We start from the raw sequence: 19,085 nt of genomic DNA, 5'->3' as shown, positions 1-19,085 counted from the left end.
TGATTTATGACGAGAATCATAGGCTACAACAACACCGCGTTTTTTCGCTTCCTCACCTAACTTTTCGATAAAGCTTACTAATCCTTTTGTTGCTTTACGAACTGTATATACATTTAAACGGTTCGTACCAGCACCAAGTTCACCACGCATACCACCTGTGCCAAACTCTAGATTTTTATAAAAGCTATCCTCGATTTTCTTCTCATCTTGCTTCATATTTTCTAGCTGTTCTTTTAATTCTGCATCTAATTGTGCATAAGAAAGCCAGCGATCAAATTCTTGTTTCCAATTCATACTATTATCCTCCAATTTCAAATTTAAAAGGTATGCCATAGAACACATACCTTTTAAACTAGTAAATTAATTTCTTATATTTTAATTTTAAATCCTTATTTCTCATACCCATGGGGTTTCTTCTGGTGCCAATTCCAAGCATGCTCAATGATTGTCTTCACATTTACATACTGAGGATCCCATCCTAACTTCTCTTTCGCTTTCTGAGAAGAAGCAACTAAACGTGCTGGATCTCCCGCACGGCGCGGTGCTACCTCTGCAGGAATTTCATGATTTGTAACTTCACGAACTGCATCAACGATTTCTTTTACACTGAAACCATTACCATTCCCTAAGTTATAGAAATCACTTTCTCCGCCGTTCTGTAGGTCTTTAAGCCCTAAGAAGTGGGCTGCCACTAAATCTTCAACATGAATATAATCACGGATACAAGTACCATCTGGTGTATTATAATCGTCACCAAACATCATAATCTTCTCACGTTGACCTAACGCCACTTGTAATACAAGAGGAATTAAATGTGTCTCTGGGCGATGATCTTCCCCAATAATACCATTTGGAGTTGCACCAGCTACGTTAAAGTATCTGAAAATCTTATAACGTAAATTAGAAGCTTGGCTATACCAATGAAGCATCTTTTCGATTGCTAACTTCGTTTCTCCATACGTATTCGTTGGATTTGTCATCGTTTCCTCAGTAATAAGATCCACATCTACCTCACCATACGTTGCCGCAGTAGAAGAGAAAATAAACTTATCTACCTTAAACTCATCCATTACCTCTAATAAGCAAAGTGCACCATACACATTATTATTATAATATTGAAGAGGCTTCTCCATACTAACTCCAACTAAAGAATCCGCTGCGAAATGCATAATCGCCTCAATATTTTCTTGTTTAAAAACATCTCTTAAAAATGCTTTATCACGAAGGTCGCCATTATAAAACTTCGCACCTTCCGTAATTGCATCCTCATGACCAGTTTGTAAGTTATCTACCACTACTACCGATAAACCTTCGTCGACTAATTTTTTCACAGCGTGAGAACCGATGTAGCCAGCTCCGCCACAGATTAGGATTGAGTTCATTGTTTTCCTCCTACTATTTTCAAATCTCTTAATTATAAAAGGAAAAGGTATACGAGAACTCGTACACCTTTTATCTCTCCTTCATTACTTAGCTACAAAATAATCAGTTATAGATTTCGCCCAAACGTCATGTCCTTTTTCACTTGGGAAACCAAATTCTTCTTGTAAGTATGGTAAAATTGCTTTCGTTGAAGCATCCGGCCATGCTCCCCAATGATCAATATATGTATAATTATTTTGCGTCGCAAATTGTTTTAATGCTTCAATCGATTTCGGATAATTTTTCGCACCATACACTGGATTTGATGGTTGAATCATAATCGTAGCACCCTTTGCACCAGTAGAAAGTGCCTGAACGAACTTCTGTGTATTTACTACAGAGTTTCCATTACCAGTTTTACCATTATCAGTAATGAATGGTGGTTCAAATAAAATCACATCTGGATTCTCTTTCGCAATCTCTTTATCACGCTTATTCGCGATTAACTCCTCTGTGCTTTCACCTTTATATTCCTTTACAGTCACATTCCATAAACCTTTACCATAAGCAGTTTCTAAATTAGTCGTTAACTTAGCTGCCCAAGCACCTTTTTCAGATGAAGAGGCTTCATCACCAACAATAACAAGATTTACTGCTTTTTTATCCTCAGCAGCTTTCTTCAACTTCTCTTTCACTGCATCTGGCAAATTCTTCGCGTATGCTTCATTAAAAGATGACTTCGCATCTTGCTTTTTCTCTGCTTTTTTCTCTTCTTTCTTCGCTCCGCTATCTTTCACTTCAGCCTTTTTCTTCGTTACTTCACTCGTCTGCCCTGTCGCATTTGCAACTTTCTTATTCCAGTACAACTTACCGCTCACAATCGAAGCAATAAACAATACAAAAACAACAAGAACAAGTATTACTTTCTTATTCATTGATTCACCTCATCTATTAATCTCACAATATATAATACTAATATAAATTCATGCAAAAATAAACCCAACTCCTTCCAAAGGAGTTGGGTTTATTACATATTATTTAGTCAATTCAAGATGTGCTTTTAACTTATTTGTTAAATCTTGTTTCGCTGCATCCGGAACATAGTAGTACCAAATACCGTCAGCAGCTTTATGGCCGTCACCTGGAATTTGGATTTCTTCACTGTTCTGCATGCAATCTTTATAATTCTTTTGAATATCAAACATTTGGTCTTGCGTTAAACTTGTTTTAACGTTTTTCTCAATTGCTTTTAATACATCACCGTAGCTTGCTAATGAAGAAACACTAGCACCCTTTTTAATTACTGCTTGGATTACTTGACGTTGGCGCATTTGACGACCAAAGTCACCACGTGGATCTTCATAACGCATACGAGTATACTTTAATGCTGTTTCACCATTTAAATGGATATTCCCTTTAGCAAAATGTTGCTCTCTTGACGTAAACTCCAAATCGTTATTTACATCAACACCACCAACAGCATCTACAATATCTCTAAATCCAGCCATATTTACTTCAATGTAATGGTCGACTGGTACATTAAGAAAATTCTCTACCGTTTTTACAGCCATATCAATTCCACCAAAGGCATACGCGTGGTTGATTTTATCTTTTTTACCTTTTCCAATGATTTCTGTATAAGTATCTCGCGGAATACTTGTTATCTTCATTGATTTTGTTTTCGGATTCAATGTAAATAACATTAATGAATCCGACCTAGACGTTTCATTTTCTCGTTGGTCCGTTCCCATTAATAAAATTGAAACTGGTTTCTGATCCGAAACATCTACTTTTTCATCACGCTTTTCAGATTTATCACGATCTAATGGTTTGTGTACTGCATCTAACGTATTAGATACATTAGAGTAAACAGTATATGCATATACACCACCACCAATAATAAGAACACCAATGATACCAAAAATCCAAAATAATACTTTCTTTTTCATACCAGTTCCTTCTTTCAACTAATAAATTTAGTCCAATCATCGAAGTTTAATTTTATAACTTCCTTTTATTTCAAAAGTTAATAGTATATGTAACGAAATAATCTTCTACCTCTATGAATATTCCAATTACATTTCAAGAAAATAATCGCCCTAAATTTAAACATTTCATTTTTATAATCTCCTCTATTATAGCAAGGTATTATAGAGTGTAAAGTAAAACAAGAAACAAAAAATCCCAAATTCCGCAATACTCTCCGGGGTTCGGGATTTTTTTCTTTATCTTGTAGAACAATTAAATTCTTATATAAATTAAGCTGAGGACTTTTTTTCTCTGGTTAGAATATATCCATAAGTTAATAAATAAAATAAAAAATAATTGGCATTATTTTTTACACCAAATGAATTGTATCCTGAAATTGCAAAAATTAAAGTAATCGCTAATACTTTGTATTCTATTCTGCATAGAATAAGAATTAACAACAGAATGTATATTAGTATAAAATATCCCACATCGAAAAATAAAATAATCCAAGGATTTTCAAGAATTATAGGAGTATTATATCGACCTATTATTTTAATGTTCTCTGACGCCCCACCCAAACCCATAATTTGGAACGATGATAAATGTTTTATGAAATAGTCTATCAACATAAAGCGCGCCTCAGTAGAATCACTTGCACTACCTACTCGACTCATCAAAGTAGATCCTAAAGATGTACTAAGTGTCACTAAACATGTAACCCCTATTATACATAGAGTAATAAAATACTGCTTAATCTTATTCAAGCTATTTTTCAAACCCTGTTCATTATATATTAGCACTAAAAATGCTATAGCAAATATACTTCTTGAACCAGTTAATAAAATATCAATTATAAATAATAAGAGTAAAGTATACTTTGTTCTATTATCCTTAACTCTCATTTGAACAATGATCATTGAAAAAAGGAAGAATACTGCATTATCTAATGGATGACCAATTATTGTTTTAATCCTGTATCCTTCTCGGTATGTTGAATCTAACCATGTTGCATTATTTGCACTATAAAGATTCTGGAAAACATTCGTTTTTGTGAAGTATTCAAAAACACCTAGTAATCCAATTAGTACCGAACACCAAATCATGACATCTATTGCCTTATTAACTTTTTTCGTATTTATTTGCCTTTTACAATAAAAAAACAAGAAAAATGAAATAGGTCCAAGATAATTATGAATTGCTAATGACATTCCACCTATCCCTTTTGTAATAAAAGTAACTCCAAAAAATAGAACAAGCACTAAAATACACAACAGAAAAACCTTATCAAAGATTATTTTTTTCGTTAATAAATTTTCTATAAAAAATAGAACAAATACAACTAACCATGCTAGTACAAAAGGATGAATCTTTAATGGATTTAACTCGTTATTATTATAAAAATCAAGAAGGAAAAAATCCCCCGTTAAAACTAACGCAATGCTAAGTATTGGAATTATAAATAGAAAGGATATTTCCCAACCTAAAAACTTTGTTAATAAATAAAAATTACACCCTAGTAACAAATATATAAAGTATGCATAATAATTTGTTCCCAATAAAAAAGAAAATGCAATAATACAAATTAGTGGGAGAACTAAATTAATAGTAATTTGTTTCAATTTTATTTCCATGTTTCCCCTCAATATCCTTTTAAAATATTTAACTGAAAAGTATATAATATTGGTCTAAGGTAAACTAGATCACTTACCTATTCCATACATTATAAACACATAAAAATTCATTTATCAAAACATTAAATCAGTTATATATTTAATTATTTTTTAACGACTAATTGATTAAAATCCCTATAAAAAGGTTAAAAAATACTTTTTCGGCATTTAAAGTGATAATATTTAAGGCTAAATGTATTTTGGCAAATAAAAATACATTTAGCCAATTCAAAATCTACTAAACAATACTTTTCAATACAAAATTTCCTCAGAGTAATTTACTTGTTTTCATTCAATATGTATTTATTTTTATAATTCAAATACATTTTTATTAATATTATTGAATATAACAATCGTGCCAGTACCACACTAATTGCAGCCCAAATCACCCCAAAATATGGAACAGTAAGGAAAATCAAAATTATGATTCCTCCCATTTGAATGTATTTACCTATAGTAATAAACATTGGCTTTCCTAAGGAATAAATAGCCTGTTCAATAGGAACAATAATAAACCCTAATATCGCCGAAATCAACATTACTTGAAGAATAGAAACTGCCCCTAAATATTTTTCCCCTAGAAAAAATGGGACAATTAAAGGTACTAAAGGTACCATACATAACATAAGGAAAGAAACTATTAATGTAGGCTTTATAATTTGCTTAGTCTTTCTTACTACTTCTTTCTCATCTAGTTCAGACATTGTAGGTAGCATTACTTTTCCAAAAGCAAATGGTAGAAATGAAACAATTGCCGATAGTTGAAATGCGGCATTATAAATTCCAATTTGCTCATAAGTAACCCAAATAGAAATCATAAAGAAATCAATTCTGCCCAAAACATTATTAGGTATAGAAATCATTAACATCCACTTTTCATAATGCATAATCTCTTTTAGTAATTTTCGAGGGAATTTTGAAGAAAAGTAAATTTTAATAAATTTAAAATACTTAAATACAAATGGTAAAGAGATTATAATCGGGATGAAGTATAAAATAAATACATACTTCAATAACAACATATTATTTAATAGTAAACTTAAAACTATAAGTATTAAAATAGAATACCTAAATATATTGATAAAAGCTCTCAATTTGAATTTTTGAATAGCTTGTAAATAAGTATCATTAACAAATAAAAGTGATTCCCCTATATACCCCACGATTAAATATGGGATATATTGAATTATTTCATCTTTACCTTGGCTAGAAAAAATATGACTGCCAAATAAGATTAATCCTGTAACTACAGTTGCAGTAATAATTATTTTTGTAAAAAAATATAAACCAAATATACTTTGCATTTTCCCTTTATCTCTTGCTGAAAAACGTACTGCTGTATTTTCCATACCAAAATCAAAGAATGCACTACAAAAAGCTACAGTGACAAATACAAATGAATATTTACCATAATCTTCAGGACCAAGTTGCCTAGATAGAATTAGAATACTTATAAAGCTTAATGCCTTTGTAATAATACTTTCTAAGAATACGATACTAAGATTTTTAAATAAAGAATGATTAACATACTTGTTTAAATTAACTTTTAAACTTTTCATATAAAAATACCTTTATCTTCATTTTTCATATTTAGTTTGTGCATAATTCTCTATAAACTTCGTTATATCTCTTAATCATATTTTCTAGAGAATACTCGCGATTTAAATATTCTAAAGTGTTGTTATTACTCTCATACCGCTGACGACACTCTCTATCATTTACTAAGCGATATAATTTTTGGGCGAGTTCTTGATGATTTTCTTTTTCAAAATATAAACCATATTCTTCATTTTCTTTTACAATCTCAAGAGGTCCCTCAAGTTTACTAACAACTACCGCACAACCCGCTGCTAAAGCTTCTACTACTACTAATCCAAAACCTTCATATCTAGATGGTAAAACAAAAATATCTACGTCTTTATATAACTTTTCAATATTCGCTACATTTCCTAGAAATTCAACGTTTTCTTCTAAATGATATTCTACAATTAAATCATTTAATTCATTAATATATTTTAGATCTGCTGCGCTTCCAGCAAAAAAGCAATTAAATTTAGAAAACCCATACTGATTTTTTAAAATATCAAGTGCCTTAATTAAAATATCTTGACCTTTTTTCTCTGGTACAATACGAGCAACACAAGCAATTTTAAATGAATCTTTATTTTGAACGTTTAACTCTCGGCCACCACTAAACTTTTCAAGGTCTACCCCATTATAAATTAACTTTATTTTTTCTTCTGGAACGTATTTATTCACAACATTATAGACCGTTTTCGAAATAGTAATGTACATATCAACAGGATACTTATTTAATGCTTCATTATATATTTTAGTATCGTGTACAGTAAATACCACTTTTACTTTCGTAATTTTCTTAAGCAAATATGCAAACTTTAAACTAAACGTATCATGACAATGAACAACATCAATTTTGTTTTTCTTTATAAACTTACAGGCTTTATAGATAGTACCTATATTTATAATGGGATTTCTCGTACCTTCTTTTCTATTACATAATAAAAGGGAGTCTTTATTAAGTATTTCTATATATTCTTGACTCCACCTATCATTTATAACACAAAGATAGTGAGGAATTTCAGTATTTTTTACCATTAAATCAACAATTATTCGTTCTAAGCCACCTCCAAGAAACAACTCAGAATTCAAATGCATTATTTTCACTGTAATTCTCCTATTCTATTATAAATTTAGTCGTTCTTTCTTTAGAATATCAGAATTACATAATGTATTTATTCATTTGATTCACAAATACTAAAAATGTAACTACTTGGTCTTTTTCAAGTGTACTTCCGTTTCTAAATAAATCTTCACAATCATTTTTTAAAGTCGAATCTTGTATTAAATCTATATTCTTATTATATCCTGCTTCATAAAACTCTTTCAGGTATTTATTTGTTCTATACCAATAATCCATAGGATGCATATGATTTTTCGAATTCAACTTTAAACCTAATTTATTTTTAACTAATTTAATACCTGCTGCTGGAATGCTCGTCCAAGGAACCGGAACTCCTTTTACAGTTATTACTTTTTTATTTATCTTACCTTTTACTTTTTCATAAATAAAATCTGCTGCTTCTGGATAATATTTATTTATCCACTTAATATAAATTCTGTGCCCTTTTCTATACTCTAGTGGTAAAGTTAAGCAAAACTCCATAAAATCAATATCTAAAAATGGAGAAATTGTCTCAGTATATTGGAACATAGGCTTTAATCCAGTATTTACTCCTGTAAATCCCCTATTATAAAATTTAAAGATTTCTTGGTCTTCTAAATGAAAGGCCTTATCTACATCGTACTCTACTTTATCAATAAGTTTAGTAGAATATGCTCCTGCACCCGGCATGAATTTTTTACGTTCGCCCTTATCGTAAAAAGTTCCAATTACTACATCACCAAGTTGTCCCGTATGAACCATACCGTATTTTTCCAAATTCATATTACTAACCATACTTAATGTATGAGCAATAGTACACCCTTGACTCCTTGCTCCTGATATTTTGACCGATTCATCAAAATATTTATAAATATACGTTCCATTATCTAATGCTTTAAACATCCACTCTGTTTTTAATTTATCAGTTATTTGCTTGGGTACCTTTTCATCCAAATAATCGGTTTGAGAGAAAGTATAATTAAGCATATTTTTATATCCCATAGTATGAGCAACCCAAGCAGTCATTCTCGAATCTAATCCACCACTTAATGCTACCAAATGCTTATAACCATACTCTAAATCTTTTTCAAATGCTCTCTTAATTGCATTCTTAAAAAGAACATCTACTTTTTCCAAAGCTTCTTCTTCTGAAATCTCAACAGGCGTATTACTTAAAGCATAATAGCATTTTTTATTGATTCCACTTTTTGAATACTCAATATAGTGCCCCGGTGTTAACCTATATACATCTTCAAACAAGGTTTCATTACATAATGCGTGCGAGTGTGTCATTAAACTATACGCAGCATTATGATTAATATGGAACTTTTTACCTGTTTTTTTGTGAACTAGCCTTATAAGAACCTCAAATTCAGTAGCAAAATACAATGTGTTCTCTTTCTCATGAATATAATAAAAAACCTCTTTATCTCCCACATGATTTGTATATAGGGTAAAGATGTTTTCGTCTTTATTAAGAATGGCTCCTCCAAAACTTCCTCTAAACTTATTAAAAAACGTTTTGGGTTCTACATTAGACATCTTGTTTAATAGAATTTCTATTCTATCTTCATTAACACTATACTCTTTATATAAATCAATCTTATTTAAAATTACACCATCTAATATAGAAAAATTATGTTGATCTTCATAAAAGGCTCTATCTTTTTCAAATTTCTTAACTGCATTTCTGAAAAATTTCCCATATAACATTGAAGTAGTAATTTCTCTTTCCTCTTCAATTAAATGCTGATTTTCATCAACTATATCATAAATATTAATATCGTTATCTAATATCTCTTCTCTATTTGAAATAAAGCCAAAAAATCCAGGCATTACGCTCAACTCACTTTAACTAAAATTTTTAGCTATAACTTTTATTATGATTTCTTTATAATTCTTTCATATAATGAGACAACTTTATCTAAAGAACTATAAACATTGTAATTTAAATTTATTTTCTCAACATTACGCTCACTCATTGATTTGCTTATTTCACTGTTATTTAATAGGAAGATAATTTTATTTGTTAACTCATCTATATCCCCAGGCCTAGTAATGAATCCATTTTCCTTCTCAACTACAGAGGGAATAGATCCGACATTAGTAGATATAACAGGTAGCCCATAACTCATTGCCTCTAAAATAGACATTGGCATACCTTCATTGTACGATGGTAATGTATATATAATACTTTTTCGATAAATGTCTTCTATTTTCTTATCATCTGATATCCAACCAGGAAGAATAAACAAATCATCTAGTTCCAATTCATTGATTTTTTGCTTGGCTTTTTCAATTTCACCATCACCAGCTAGTACAAATTTATATTTGCTATCTATTTTCCCTTTTAACTTCGCACCAACTTGAATCAAATCATATGTACCTTTTCTCTCAGAAAGTACTCCCATAGTTGTAATGTATATTCTTTCTTCGGGATCATCGGATACCTGTTTTGGAAATACTGCATTATCTAATGACACAACTTCCGTTTCACAGATTGATTTATAATATTCTTTCCACTGTTCCCCTAAAGCAATTATAACAGTGACTTTATTTAACGTATCAACAATTTGTCTCTTTCTCTTATCCGAGCTTTCATTGTAAAAATCTTTAAATTGTGATCCGTGCATATGCAATATGATGGGGATATTTTTCTGATTCAATAAATTTATAATCTTTCTCTTACGGATAAAACTACCTCTATAAGACATATGAATATGCGCTACGTCATACTTACGACTTAATGCATTTAATTGGAAAAATAACTTTATATATTGCCATATAAAAAATATAATGTTTACGAGATGATTGCTGCCATAATAAGTTGGGAAATATTCCAAATTTGTCTTTTCTTTAAGGCCAGCTTGCATATAATTTTTCACAACTCTTGTAATCCCGCCTGTTACTTTTATGTGGGATCCGATCATGATAACATTCATTAGTTCACCTTTTTCTAATATTATTTCCACTAAAATTATTAGCTATATTTTAATTTCCTATTAAAAAATCCTCTAATATACCTATAATATTCTCAGTATTAGACTCATATTTTCTGAATTCCATATTCTTTACGGATTTTAATGCACTCTCGATTTCAGAAACATCAGAAATTCCATATATTAAATTAGAATCTTTAAACTGCTCTATTATTTCAAATTGATGATTGTCTACATGTTCGCCATGTTCCATCATTCTAGGAATACCAATAACCTTTTTTTCTTTCTTTACTCCATTAATAATAGATCCTGTTCCCCCATGGGTAACAATTATTTCACTTTTATCTATTAAATTCAGAAATTCTTCCTTATTTAAAAACTTTTGATATGAATAATGACACGGTTCATATGTTGAATAGCCAATTTGAGCAAATACTTCCTCAGAATTCAATTGCTTTTCTTCAATTAAACGGTCAATTTCTTTTAACAGTCTATTAAATTGAAATTTTTGGGAACCTACTGTTATAAAAATCAATATATTCCCCCCCCATACTTGGCGTTAGGGTAAAACTTTTTCATATCTTCCCATTGCACTAAAAATAAATCTGCATGCTTATACAATAATTTCCCAGTAATAGTTGGTGAAGTTATTTTAGAGAAAGATTCAATGAATATTAATTTCTTTCTAAATACCTTAGCTAACAGGCACATTGGCACTGTTGCCAATGCACCTGTTGAAATAACAACATCCGGTTTTTCTTTTAATAAAATTATTAAAGTTTGTACAAATAAGATTATTAATTTAAAAAAGAAAGTAAGCTCTCTTCTATTAATTTGAACTACATCATAATGCTTGATATCTTTTGAGTTAAATTGATAACTTGTTTTTTCTGTCAAAATAAAACTCTCATTCTTTTTCATCATCGGATACAGCATCATTAATTGTTCTAAATGCCCTCCTGATGAAGCTGCGAAACATATTTTCAAAGCGCTCCCTCTTTCACTCGATTTCCTTGAAAAATTAGTAAGATGGCTTATTTGCTATTTTCGATTCTCCTACTTTTTATAACTTAAATCAAACACATACATGTTTTTTATCAACCAATACTCTTCCTATAGAACGATATCTTATATCACTATTTTGAGCATCTTCTATTGAGAAACAATTTCTACCATCATATATATTTACTTCTTTCATTTCATTTTTGAATATTTCTAGCGACATTGATTTTATTTCATCCCACTCTGTTAGGATAAATACAATATCAGTATCTTTAATAGCCTCAATGACTTCGCTCACATATTCTACTGTACCTGGTAAAACCCTCTTTGCATTATCCATTGCAATTGGATCATAGGCCTTTACATGAGCCCCCATTTTTATTAATTCTGGAACAATAACTAAAGATGCTGCCTCACGAATATCATCCGTATTTGGTTTGAAAGCCAATCCTAATATACCTACCTTTTTCCCATCCAAAGTACCAAAATCCTTTACTGCTTGATCAAGTAGTCTACGTTGTTGTTTATTATTAAACTCAATTACTGCACTCAATAAACTGAAGTCATATTCTACATTTTCTGCAATTTTCTTAAGAGCCTTTGTATCTTTAGGGAAACAAGAACCACCGTATCCAATACCTGCTTTTAAAAATTGGTTACCCACACGACTATCTAGCCCCATTCCTACTGCTACTTTCTCAACATCTGCACCTACTTTTTCACATACGTTAGCAATTTCATTAATAAAGCTAATTTTTGTGGCTAAAAATGCATTGGATGCATATTTAATCATTTCTGCACTACAGATATCAGTCTCATAGATAGGAATGCCAAATGGTTCATTAACTTTGCGAATTATTGCCGATGCCTTTTCACAATCTGCTCCAATTACAATACGATCACCATTAAATATATCGTATACAGCTGAACCTTCACGAAGAAATTCTGGATTTGATACAACTTCAGCCTCAATATTAGATGGTAGGATTTCCTTTAGCTTATTCTTAATATGATGATTAGTCCCTACTGGTACTGTGCTCTTCGTTACTACAATAATATTCTTCTTAATATTTCGAGCAATTTGTTTAATAACCTGATTTACATATGTTAAATTTGCTGTTCCATCCTCATTTTCTGGAGTTCCTACTGCTATATAAATAACCTCTACTTCTTCAAATGCCATAGAATGGTCTGTAGTAAACTTTAAACGCCCTGCATCAATATTTTTTAACATTAAAGTGTCTAATCCTGGCTCATAGATGGGTGATTTTCCACTTCTCATTTGCTCTACTTTTTTCTCATTAGTATCTATACAAATAACATTGTGGCCAATCTCAGATAAACCCACACCTGTAACTAGCCCTACATAACCAGTTCCTACTACTGCTATATTCATATTAGTACATCTCCCTTGCAATCATTCTATTTCGAAAACAATTTAGAGCATACGCCATAAACTTTTCAAATAAACCCTATTTTGAATTACAAAAATATAAAAGAATGCTATCAAAAAGCATTCTTAGATCCAAATAACACCAGTACGGTCTTTAATATTAATTTAATATCTAACCCTAAACTACGATTTTTAATATATGTTAAATCTAATTCAACCATCTCTTTAAAACCGACACTATTTCTGTCCGTAACTTGCCAGAGTCCAGTACACCCAGGTGTTACTAATAACCTCTGTTTATCATAAGAAGTATATTCTTTTACTTCTCTTGGTAATGGGGGCCTAGGGCCTACTAAACTCATATCACCTTTTAGTACATTTAATAATTGTGGCAACTCATCTATACTCGTTTTACGAATAAATTTACCAATCTTCGTCACACGAGGATCATCTTTCATTTTAAACATTGCGCCCGAAACTTCATTATGCTGTAATAAATCTTTTAGTCGATCTTCTGCATCTGTTACCATTGAACGAAATTTGTACATCCCAAACTCCTTTTCGCTCTTTCCGATACGAACTTGCTTAAACAGAATAGGACCTCTTGGGTCTTCCAGTTTAATAAGCAATGCCACAATAAGAAAAATAGGTGAAAGGAGAATAAGACCAAACAAAGAAGCTAATATATCTATAAACCTTTTGATAAATAAATAAGTCCCATTCTGGTTGATTTCTTCAGCAACAAGCATTCTTTGTTCTTTTACAGTTCCACTTGATACTTTAATTAAGGCCAATGCCTTTTCACCTCACTTTAAATATGTACATTTTCTTTTTTTACAAGTTCATTCATATAACTCATTAATTCTTCTCTTAGGGATTCATGCTGGAGTGCCATCTCAATTGTCGTCTTAATAAATCCAAACTTCTCCCCAACATCATAACGAATCCCTTCAAAATCATAAGCAAATACACGCTGAATTTCATTTAAACGTTGAATCGCATCTGTTAATTGAATCTCACCGCCTGCACCTGTTTGTTGATTCTCGAGGAACATAAAGATTTCTGGTGTTAATACGTAACGACCCATAATGGCTAAATTGGATGGTGCTGTTCCTTGCGCTGGCTTCTCTACAAATTGACGTACTTGATAACGACGTTCATTTTGTTCAACTGGATCAATAATACCGTAACGATGTGTTTCATTTTCCGGAACCGTTTGTACACCAATAACGGATGATTGTGTTGCTTCATATTGATCCATTAATTGACGTAAACACGGTGTATTCGCTTGTACAATATCATCACCAAGTAATACTGCAAATGGCTCATTTCCAATAAATTTACGAGCACACCATACTGCATGTCCTAAACCTTTTGGTTCTTTTTGTCTTATGTAATGAATGTTAATTTTAGAAGAAGCTTGGACTTTCTCAAGCACCTCATACTTTCCTTTTTCTAAAAGGTTTTGCTCTAACTCAAAAGAATGATCAAAGTGATCTTCAATGGCACGTTTACCTTTTCCAGTAACAATAATAATATCTTCAATTCCTGATTCTATTGCTTCTTCCACTATGTATTGAATTGTCGGTTTATCGACGATTGGCAACATTTCTTTCGGCATCGCTTTTGTTGCTGGTAAAAATCTTGTCCCAAGACCAGCTGCTGGAATAATTGCTTTCCTTACTTTTTTCAAATCTAGTACCCCCAAAAATAAATTATTATATTTATATGTAACAATAACAAAAACCCTACCTATAAAGTCATAGTTATTACTACATAGGTAGAGTTTCTGTTACAAATAATTATGGGCATCTAACCCATCCTCACGTCATACTCCCGACGACAAGCGTCTAAGGTAGGTTCGAAATAAAAATTTCTACCCACAGCATGACCGAGTGCCCCCGTTGATAACGGTTAGGAGACATCACCAATTCTTTATTTAAAAAATACCGAACAATTTTTTACGACGAATTTGTTCTGGATCTTCTTTGTAAATTGCTTTCCCACTAATTAATAAGTACGGATTTTCTTTTAAATCACTCATAACATTCATTCCGAATTCTTTCTCAATTAGTTCATAACTTTCTGCTAAATGAAATCCTCTCGATGTCGTGTTGTGCGCATCTGATGCAATCATATGTGTTAAGTTATATTCCACAAGCTGTAGTGAGAATTTTTTAATTTTTTTACCAAAATTCCCCAGCAAACTCCCTGCTGTTACTTGCGTCAGTGCACCTTTATTAACAAGGTTATATAACTTATCTGGCCGCTCGATTAACTCGGCATTACGTTCTGGGTGAACAATAATTGGAATCATTCCCTTTACACGTAATTCGTATAATAATTGTTCGGCATAACGAGGTACGTGATTCGATGGAAATTCAATGAATATGTATTTATTTGTTTCATTTAAAGTAACGATTTTACCAGCTTCATAGTCTTCTAATAAATCGCCATATAACCTGACTTCTTGCCCAGGTAAAATAGTAAGCGGGATATTATGTTGTTGTAGTTCATCATTTAGTTGTTTTACGTGATGAATAATTGAGGTACGTTCATTTACATATTTTCCATTTTGATGATGCGGCGTTGCGACAATTGTATGTATTCCTTCTGACACGGCTTGTTGTGCCATCGCTAAACTATCTGTTACTGTCTGTGCACCGTCATCGATACCAGGTAAAATGTGACAATGTAAATCTATCATTTGTTTCATCCTCCCTCTCTCCTATAAAGATCTTTTTTCCCTTGAATATGAGAGATTTCTCATGTTCAAGGGAAAAAAGGAGATATGTTTCAACCATATCTCACTCTTTTAATTAGTTTACACCGTAATAATAATGTAAGCCTTCTTCACGTTCACGGTCGTTCAGAACAACACCTAACAATTTACCTTTTGCAGACTCCAATAATCCTTTTGCTTTTACTGCTGTTTCTTTCTCTGTTGATTCACTGCGAACAACAAGAATAGAAGCATCACATACATTTGCCATAATTTGCGCATCGGTTACAGCTAAAATTGGTGGCATATCAAAAATAACTAGATCGTACATGCTGTATGCTTGTCCAAGAAGTTCTTTCATTGATTTTGAACCTAATAATTCTGCTGGATTTGGTGGGATTGGACCACATGCCAAAAAGTTCAGATTTTCTACAGATGTCGTTTGTACGCAGTTCTCTAAACGTTCACTATGTGTTAATACGTTCGTTAATCCGAAAATGTTATCTACTTGGAACATTTGATGCATTGCTGGTTTACGCATATCTGCATCAATTAATAATACTTTTTTTCCTTGTTGAGCAAACACAACTGCCATATTCGCTGTCGTTGTCGTTTTCCCTTCACTTGGGTTCGCAGATGTTACCATTAATGAATGTAAATTCGTATCAACAGCCGCAAATTCAATATTCGTTCGAATATTACGATATTGTTCTGAAATTGGTGATTTCGGTTGTTGATGAGCAATTAATTGACGACGTTGACGATGATTCTTTTTCTTTTTAAATAAATTAAGAGCCAATTGTTTGTCCCCTCACTTTTCTTGATGATGGAGCGTGTGATTTCACGTTCATTGTTTCTTCATCCATACGAGCTACAATACCTAACACTGGCAAGCCAAGTAAGTTCTCTACATCTTCTTCCTTTTTCACTGTGTTATCTAAGTATTCTAGTAAGAATGCAAGTCCAACTGAAGCTATTAAACCAACAATGAAAGCAATTACTACATTTAACATTGGGCGTGGTTTAATTGGCGATAATTCTTCTGATAACTCTGCCTTAGAAAGTACCGTAACATTATCCACACTCATAATCTTCGCAACTTCACCTTTAAACACTTCTGCAGTTGTGTTAGCAATGTCACGAGCTAATTTCGGATTTTTGTCTTGCGCAGTTACCGCTACGACTTGTGAATCTTTTTCATTAGCCACTTCGATTTTTTTGTTCAATTCTTGTGTTGTTATGTTTAAACCTAATTTTTCTTTCACTTGGTCCAAAATAACAGGGCTTTTTATAATAACCTTATATGTATTTGTTAATTGAATATTTGTTTGTACTTCATTGTACTGAATTGCTGTACCCTCTTGTTTCTTTTGGTTAACAAGAATTTGCGTCGAAGATTGATAGATTGGTGTCATAAAGAAAAAGCTAACGATAGCACTTACAATAGCTGCACCAAAGGCAATTACGAGGATCATTGCTAAACGTTTTTTTAAGATATGAAATAACTCTTTTAGACTAATTGTTTCTTCCATAGGTTCCTCCAACTTTCTAAAATTTACACATAGGAAAAATTATAACATATAAATCTTACATTTTTTATTTTTAATAATTCAGTTCTATATTTGTTCACAAGAAACAAGTTTAATCTTACAAAATAATCTTAAATATGACAACACATTCCAATGATTTCCCAAAAATTTTATCATATCATGCTTTTTACACTGTATAACTTGATAAATAATTTTCAGAAAACAAAAAAGCCAACAAATTTTTGTTGGCTTTTCCATATTTTAGTAATAACCATACTGCTCTTTTTCTTCTCTTTTATCGTTCAAAACAACACCTAGTAGTTTGCCTGATGCTTTATCTAATATTTGTTTCGCTTTTACAATTTTATCTTTTTCTGTCTTTTCACTTCGTACAACGAGTACGATTCCATCACATTTATTCGCTAGTATTTGTGCATCCGTAACCGCAAGGACAGGTGGTGTGTCGATTAATATAATATCAAACATGTTATATACTTCTAGCAACGCCTCGTCCATTGCCCGGCTCCCTAATAGTTCTGCTGGGTTTGGCGGGATTGGACCTGCTGCCATTAAGTATACGTTCTCTATATCTGTTTTTTGAATGCATTGCATAAGTTTTGCTTGTCCTGATAATAAGTTTGTTAATCCATTTGAACTATGAATGGCAAATAAGTTTTGTATCGTCGGCTTACGCAAGTCAGCTCCAATTAATAAAACTTTCTTTCCTTGTTGTCCGAAAACAACTGCTAAGTTTGAGATTGTTGTTGTTTTCCCATCACCTGGATCGGCTGAAGTAACAATAATAGAACGAACATGATTATCTACAGATGTAAACTCAATGTTTGTACGAATGTTACGGTATTGTTCTGTAATACGCGATTTAGGCTCTTTATGTGTAATTAATTGTCGTAATGGTTTTCTTTTCTTTCTCCCGAACATATTCATAATCTCCTTTTGTGAAATGCGACATTTCCCTTTTCTCTCTCTTATGCTCGATTTCATACGTCTAATTAATATTTTTGCTGATTTCCCTATATCTCATCATAATCAATAACATTCTACTTTGTCTTACTTAAGTACCTTAACAATATGACAATGCCCTTATTTCTTTATTACCTTTATCACTTATCCTGTTTTCTAGATAAATAATAAAGTAAGTATATGGTAATTACCATCCATTTACAAGTAATTTTCTGATTAGTTTGTATATTATCTTTTCATCGCTATATAGAAGTAAACAAAAAACTCCTTGTCTTTTCACAAGGAGATTTTTTTATTTTTCTCTATTCTTTTTTATCACCAATTGCAAATGTAATTTCTGCCTCACATGCAACTTCACCATCTACTGTTGCGATTGCTTTTCCTTTTCCAATTGGGCCGCGTACGCGTGTCATTTCTACTTCTAGACGAAGCTGATCACCTGGGCGTACTTGTTTTTTGAAACGGCAATTGTCGATACCTGCAAAGAAAGCAAGTCTTCCGCGGTTTTCTTCTTTCTTTAATACTGCAACTGCTCCTACTTGCGCTAATGCTTCTACAATAAGTACACCAGGCATAACTGCATAGTCAGGGAAGTGTCCGTTAAAGAATTCTTCGTTTGCGGATACATTTTTAATCCCAACCGCTCTTTTTCCTTCATCTACTTCTAATATTTTATCAACAAGTAAAAATGGATAGCGGTGAGGAATGATTTCTTTAATTTGTTCTATATTTAGCATGTAACAATCGCCCCTTTTGTAATATTGGTCTTACCACTTGGACATATTGCTATTATCCCATTTTGTTTATTGTTTGTCATTACAAAGTAACATTTT

General features: G+C 31.9%; 18 protein-coding genes and 1 pseudogene. All 19 read right to left on the bottom strand.

The window, feature by feature from the left end; genetic code table 11:
- Positions 1 to 294 (bottom strand): annotated as a pseudogene (locus ACTFRY_RS24295) (phospho-sugar mutase); the annotation flags it as partial.
- 95 nt (positions 295 to 389) lie between these two features.
- Positions 390 to 1,382 (bottom strand): UDP-glucose 4-epimerase GalE, encoded by a 993-nt coding sequence (gene galE / locus ACTFRY_RS24290; protein ID WP_098616136.1) that lies wholly within the window; start codon positions 1,380 to 1,382, stop codon positions 390 to 392.
- 84 nt (positions 1,383 to 1,466) lie between these two features.
- On the bottom strand, positions 1,467 to 2,297 hold the full coding sequence (locus ACTFRY_RS24285; RefSeq protein WP_098616137.1) for an SGNH/GDSL hydrolase family protein: 831 nt from the start codon (positions 2,295 to 2,297) through the stop codon (positions 1,467 to 1,469).
- A gap of 99 nt (positions 2,298 to 2,396) precedes the next feature.
- Positions 2,397 to 3,311, bottom strand: coding sequence for a polyisoprenyl-teichoic acid--peptidoglycan teichoic acid transferase TagU (tagU, locus tag ACTFRY_RS24280; protein WP_061139606.1), 915 nt, complete (start codon positions 3,309 to 3,311; stop codon positions 2,397 to 2,399).
- Positions 3,312 to 3,620: 309 nt separating this feature from the next.
- Positions 3,621 to 4,964 (bottom strand): hypothetical protein, encoded by a 1,344-nt coding sequence (locus tag ACTFRY_RS24275; protein ID WP_097918892.1) that lies wholly within the window; start codon positions 4,962 to 4,964, stop codon positions 3,621 to 3,623.
- Positions 4,965 to 5,281: 317 nt separating this feature from the next.
- Positions 5,282 to 6,562 carry a lipopolysaccharide biosynthesis protein gene (locus tag ACTFRY_RS24270; protein WP_061139604.1) on the bottom strand — a complete coding sequence of 427 codons (1,281 nt, stop codon included), beginning with the start codon at positions 6,560 to 6,562 and terminating at the stop codon, positions 5,282 to 5,284.
- Positions 6,563 to 6,593: 31 nt separating this feature from the next.
- Positions 6,594 to 7,679, bottom strand: coding sequence for a glycosyltransferase family 4 protein (locus tag ACTFRY_RS24265; protein WP_223277254.1), 1,086 nt, complete (start codon positions 7,677 to 7,679; stop codon positions 6,594 to 6,596).
- Positions 7,680 to 7,743: 64 nt separating this feature from the next.
- A complete protein-coding gene (locus ACTFRY_RS24260; protein ID WP_098616138.1) occupies positions 7,744 to 9,522 on the bottom strand; it encodes a hypothetical protein in 1,779 nt (592 codons plus the stop codon).
- 44 nt (positions 9,523 to 9,566) lie between these two features.
- The gene (locus ACTFRY_RS24255; RefSeq protein ID WP_098616139.1) at positions 9,567 to 10,628 is read right to left on the bottom strand and encodes a glycosyltransferase family 4 protein; all 1,062 of its coding nucleotides are present in this window, start codon (positions 10,626 to 10,628) and stop codon (positions 9,567 to 9,569) included.
- A 49-nt stretch (positions 10,629 to 10,677) separates the two neighbouring features.
- Positions 10,678 to 11,160, bottom strand: a complete 483-nt coding sequence (gene pssE / locus ACTFRY_RS24250; RefSeq protein ID WP_144517072.1) for a PssE/Cps14G family polysaccharide biosynthesis glycosyltransferase — start codon at positions 11,158 to 11,160, stop codon at positions 10,678 to 10,680.
- Positions 11,157 to 11,612 (bottom strand): PssD/Cps14F family polysaccharide biosynthesis glycosyltransferase, encoded by a 456-nt coding sequence (pssD, locus tag ACTFRY_RS24245; RefSeq protein WP_061139600.1) that lies wholly within the window; start codon positions 11,610 to 11,612, stop codon positions 11,157 to 11,159. The genes pssE and pssD overlap by 4 nt, the downstream gene beginning before the upstream one ends.
- A gap of 88 nt (positions 11,613 to 11,700) precedes the next feature.
- A complete protein-coding gene (locus ACTFRY_RS24240; RefSeq protein ID WP_061139599.1) occupies positions 11,701 to 13,023 on the bottom strand; it encodes a UDP-glucose dehydrogenase family protein in 1,323 nt (440 codons plus the stop codon).
- 110 nt (positions 13,024 to 13,133) lie between these two features.
- Positions 13,134 to 13,814 carry a sugar transferase gene (locus ACTFRY_RS24235; RefSeq protein WP_061139598.1) on the bottom strand — a complete coding sequence of 227 codons (681 nt, stop codon included), beginning with the start codon at positions 13,812 to 13,814 and terminating at the stop codon, positions 13,134 to 13,136.
- Positions 13,815 to 13,831: 17 nt separating this feature from the next.
- The gene (bpsC, locus tag ACTFRY_RS24230; protein ID WP_061139597.1) at positions 13,832 to 14,713 is read right to left on the bottom strand and encodes a UTP--glucose-1-phosphate uridylyltransferase BpsC; all 882 of its coding nucleotides are present in this window, start codon (positions 14,711 to 14,713) and stop codon (positions 13,832 to 13,834) included.
- Between the two features lie 246 nt (positions 14,714 to 14,959).
- Positions 14,960 to 15,727: a tyrosine-protein phosphatase gene (locus ACTFRY_RS24225; RefSeq protein ID WP_061139668.1), complete on the bottom strand. Its 768-nt coding sequence runs from the start codon at positions 15,725 to 15,727 to the stop codon at positions 14,960 to 14,962.
- Between the two features lie 112 nt (positions 15,728 to 15,839).
- A complete protein-coding gene (locus tag ACTFRY_RS24220) occupies positions 15,840 to 16,541 on the bottom strand; it encodes a CpsD/CapB family tyrosine-protein kinase (protein WP_098616141.1) in 702 nt (233 codons plus the stop codon).
- Positions 16,531 to 17,274 (bottom strand): YveK family protein, encoded by a 744-nt coding sequence (locus ACTFRY_RS24215; RefSeq protein WP_061139595.1) that lies wholly within the window; start codon positions 17,272 to 17,274, stop codon positions 16,531 to 16,533. The genes ACTFRY_RS24220 and ACTFRY_RS24215 overlap by 11 nt, the downstream gene beginning before the upstream one ends.
- A gap of 258 nt (positions 17,275 to 17,532) precedes the next feature.
- Complete coding sequence (locus tag ACTFRY_RS24210) at positions 17,533 to 18,210, bottom strand: CpsD/CapB family tyrosine-protein kinase (RefSeq protein WP_141541447.1); 678 nt, start codon at positions 18,208 to 18,210, stop codon at positions 17,533 to 17,535.
- Positions 18,211 to 18,554: 344 nt separating this feature from the next.
- The gene (fabZ, locus tag ACTFRY_RS24205; RefSeq protein WP_000931959.1) at positions 18,555 to 18,989 is read right to left on the bottom strand and encodes a 3-hydroxyacyl-ACP dehydratase FabZ; all 435 of its coding nucleotides are present in this window, start codon (positions 18,987 to 18,989) and stop codon (positions 18,555 to 18,557) included.
- Positions 18,990 to 19,085: the final 96 nt, after the last annotated feature.

Source organism: Bacillus cereus group sp. MYBK195-1 (genome assembly GCF_051916605.1).
Lineage (GTDB): Bacteria > Bacillota > Bacilli > Bacillales > Bacillaceae_G > Bacillus_A > Bacillus_A cereus.
This window is presented reverse-complemented; position numbering and strand designations above follow the sequence as displayed.

Bases quoted from the DNA above. Each gene is read 5' to 3' on its own strand.
- galE (WP_098616136.1), bottom strand. From the start codon at position 1,382: ATGAACTCAATCCTAATCTGTGGCGGAGCTGGCTACATCGGTTCTCAC.
- ACTFRY_RS24285 (WP_098616137.1), bottom strand. From the start codon at position 2,297: ATGAATAAGAAAGTAATACTTGTTCTTGTTGTTTTTGTATTGTTTATT.
- tagU (WP_061139606.1), bottom strand. From the start codon at position 3,311: ATGAAAAAGAAAGTATTATTTTGGATTTTTGGTATCATTGGTGTTCTT.
- ACTFRY_RS24275 (WP_097918892.1), bottom strand. From the start codon at position 4,964: ATGGAAATAAAATTGAAACAAATTACTATTAATTTAGTTCTCCCACTA.
- ACTFRY_RS24270 (WP_061139604.1), bottom strand. From the start codon at position 6,562: ATGAAAAGTTTAAAAGTTAATTTAAACAAGTATGTTAATCATTCTTTA.
- ACTFRY_RS24265 (WP_223277254.1), bottom strand. From the start codon at position 7,679: ATGCATTTGAATTCTGAGTTGTTTCTTGGAGGTGGCTTAGAACGAATA.
- ACTFRY_RS24260 (WP_098616138.1), bottom strand. From the start codon at position 9,522: ATGCCTGGATTTTTTGGCTTTATTTCAAATAGAGAAGAGATATTAGAT.
- ACTFRY_RS24255 (WP_098616139.1), bottom strand. From the start codon at position 10,628: ATGAATGTTATCATGATCGGATCCCACATAAAAGTAACAGGCGGGATT.
- ACTFRY_RS24240 (WP_061139599.1), bottom strand. From the start codon at position 13,023: ATGAATATAGCAGTAGTAGGAACTGGTTATGTAGGGCTAGTTACAGGT.
- ACTFRY_RS24225 (WP_061139668.1), bottom strand. From the start codon at position 15,727: ATGATAGATTTACATTGTCACATTTTACCTGGTATCGATGACGGTGCA.
- ACTFRY_RS24215 (WP_061139595.1), bottom strand. From the start codon at position 17,274: ATGGAAGAAACAATTAGTCTAAAAGAGTTATTTCATATCTTAAAAAAA.
- ACTFRY_RS24210 (WP_141541447.1), bottom strand. From the start codon at position 18,210: ATGTTCGGGAGAAAGAAAAGAAAACCATTACGACAATTAATTACACAT.
- fabZ (WP_000931959.1), bottom strand. From the start codon at position 18,989: ATGCTAAATATAGAACAAATTAAAGAAATCATTCCTCACCGCTATCCA.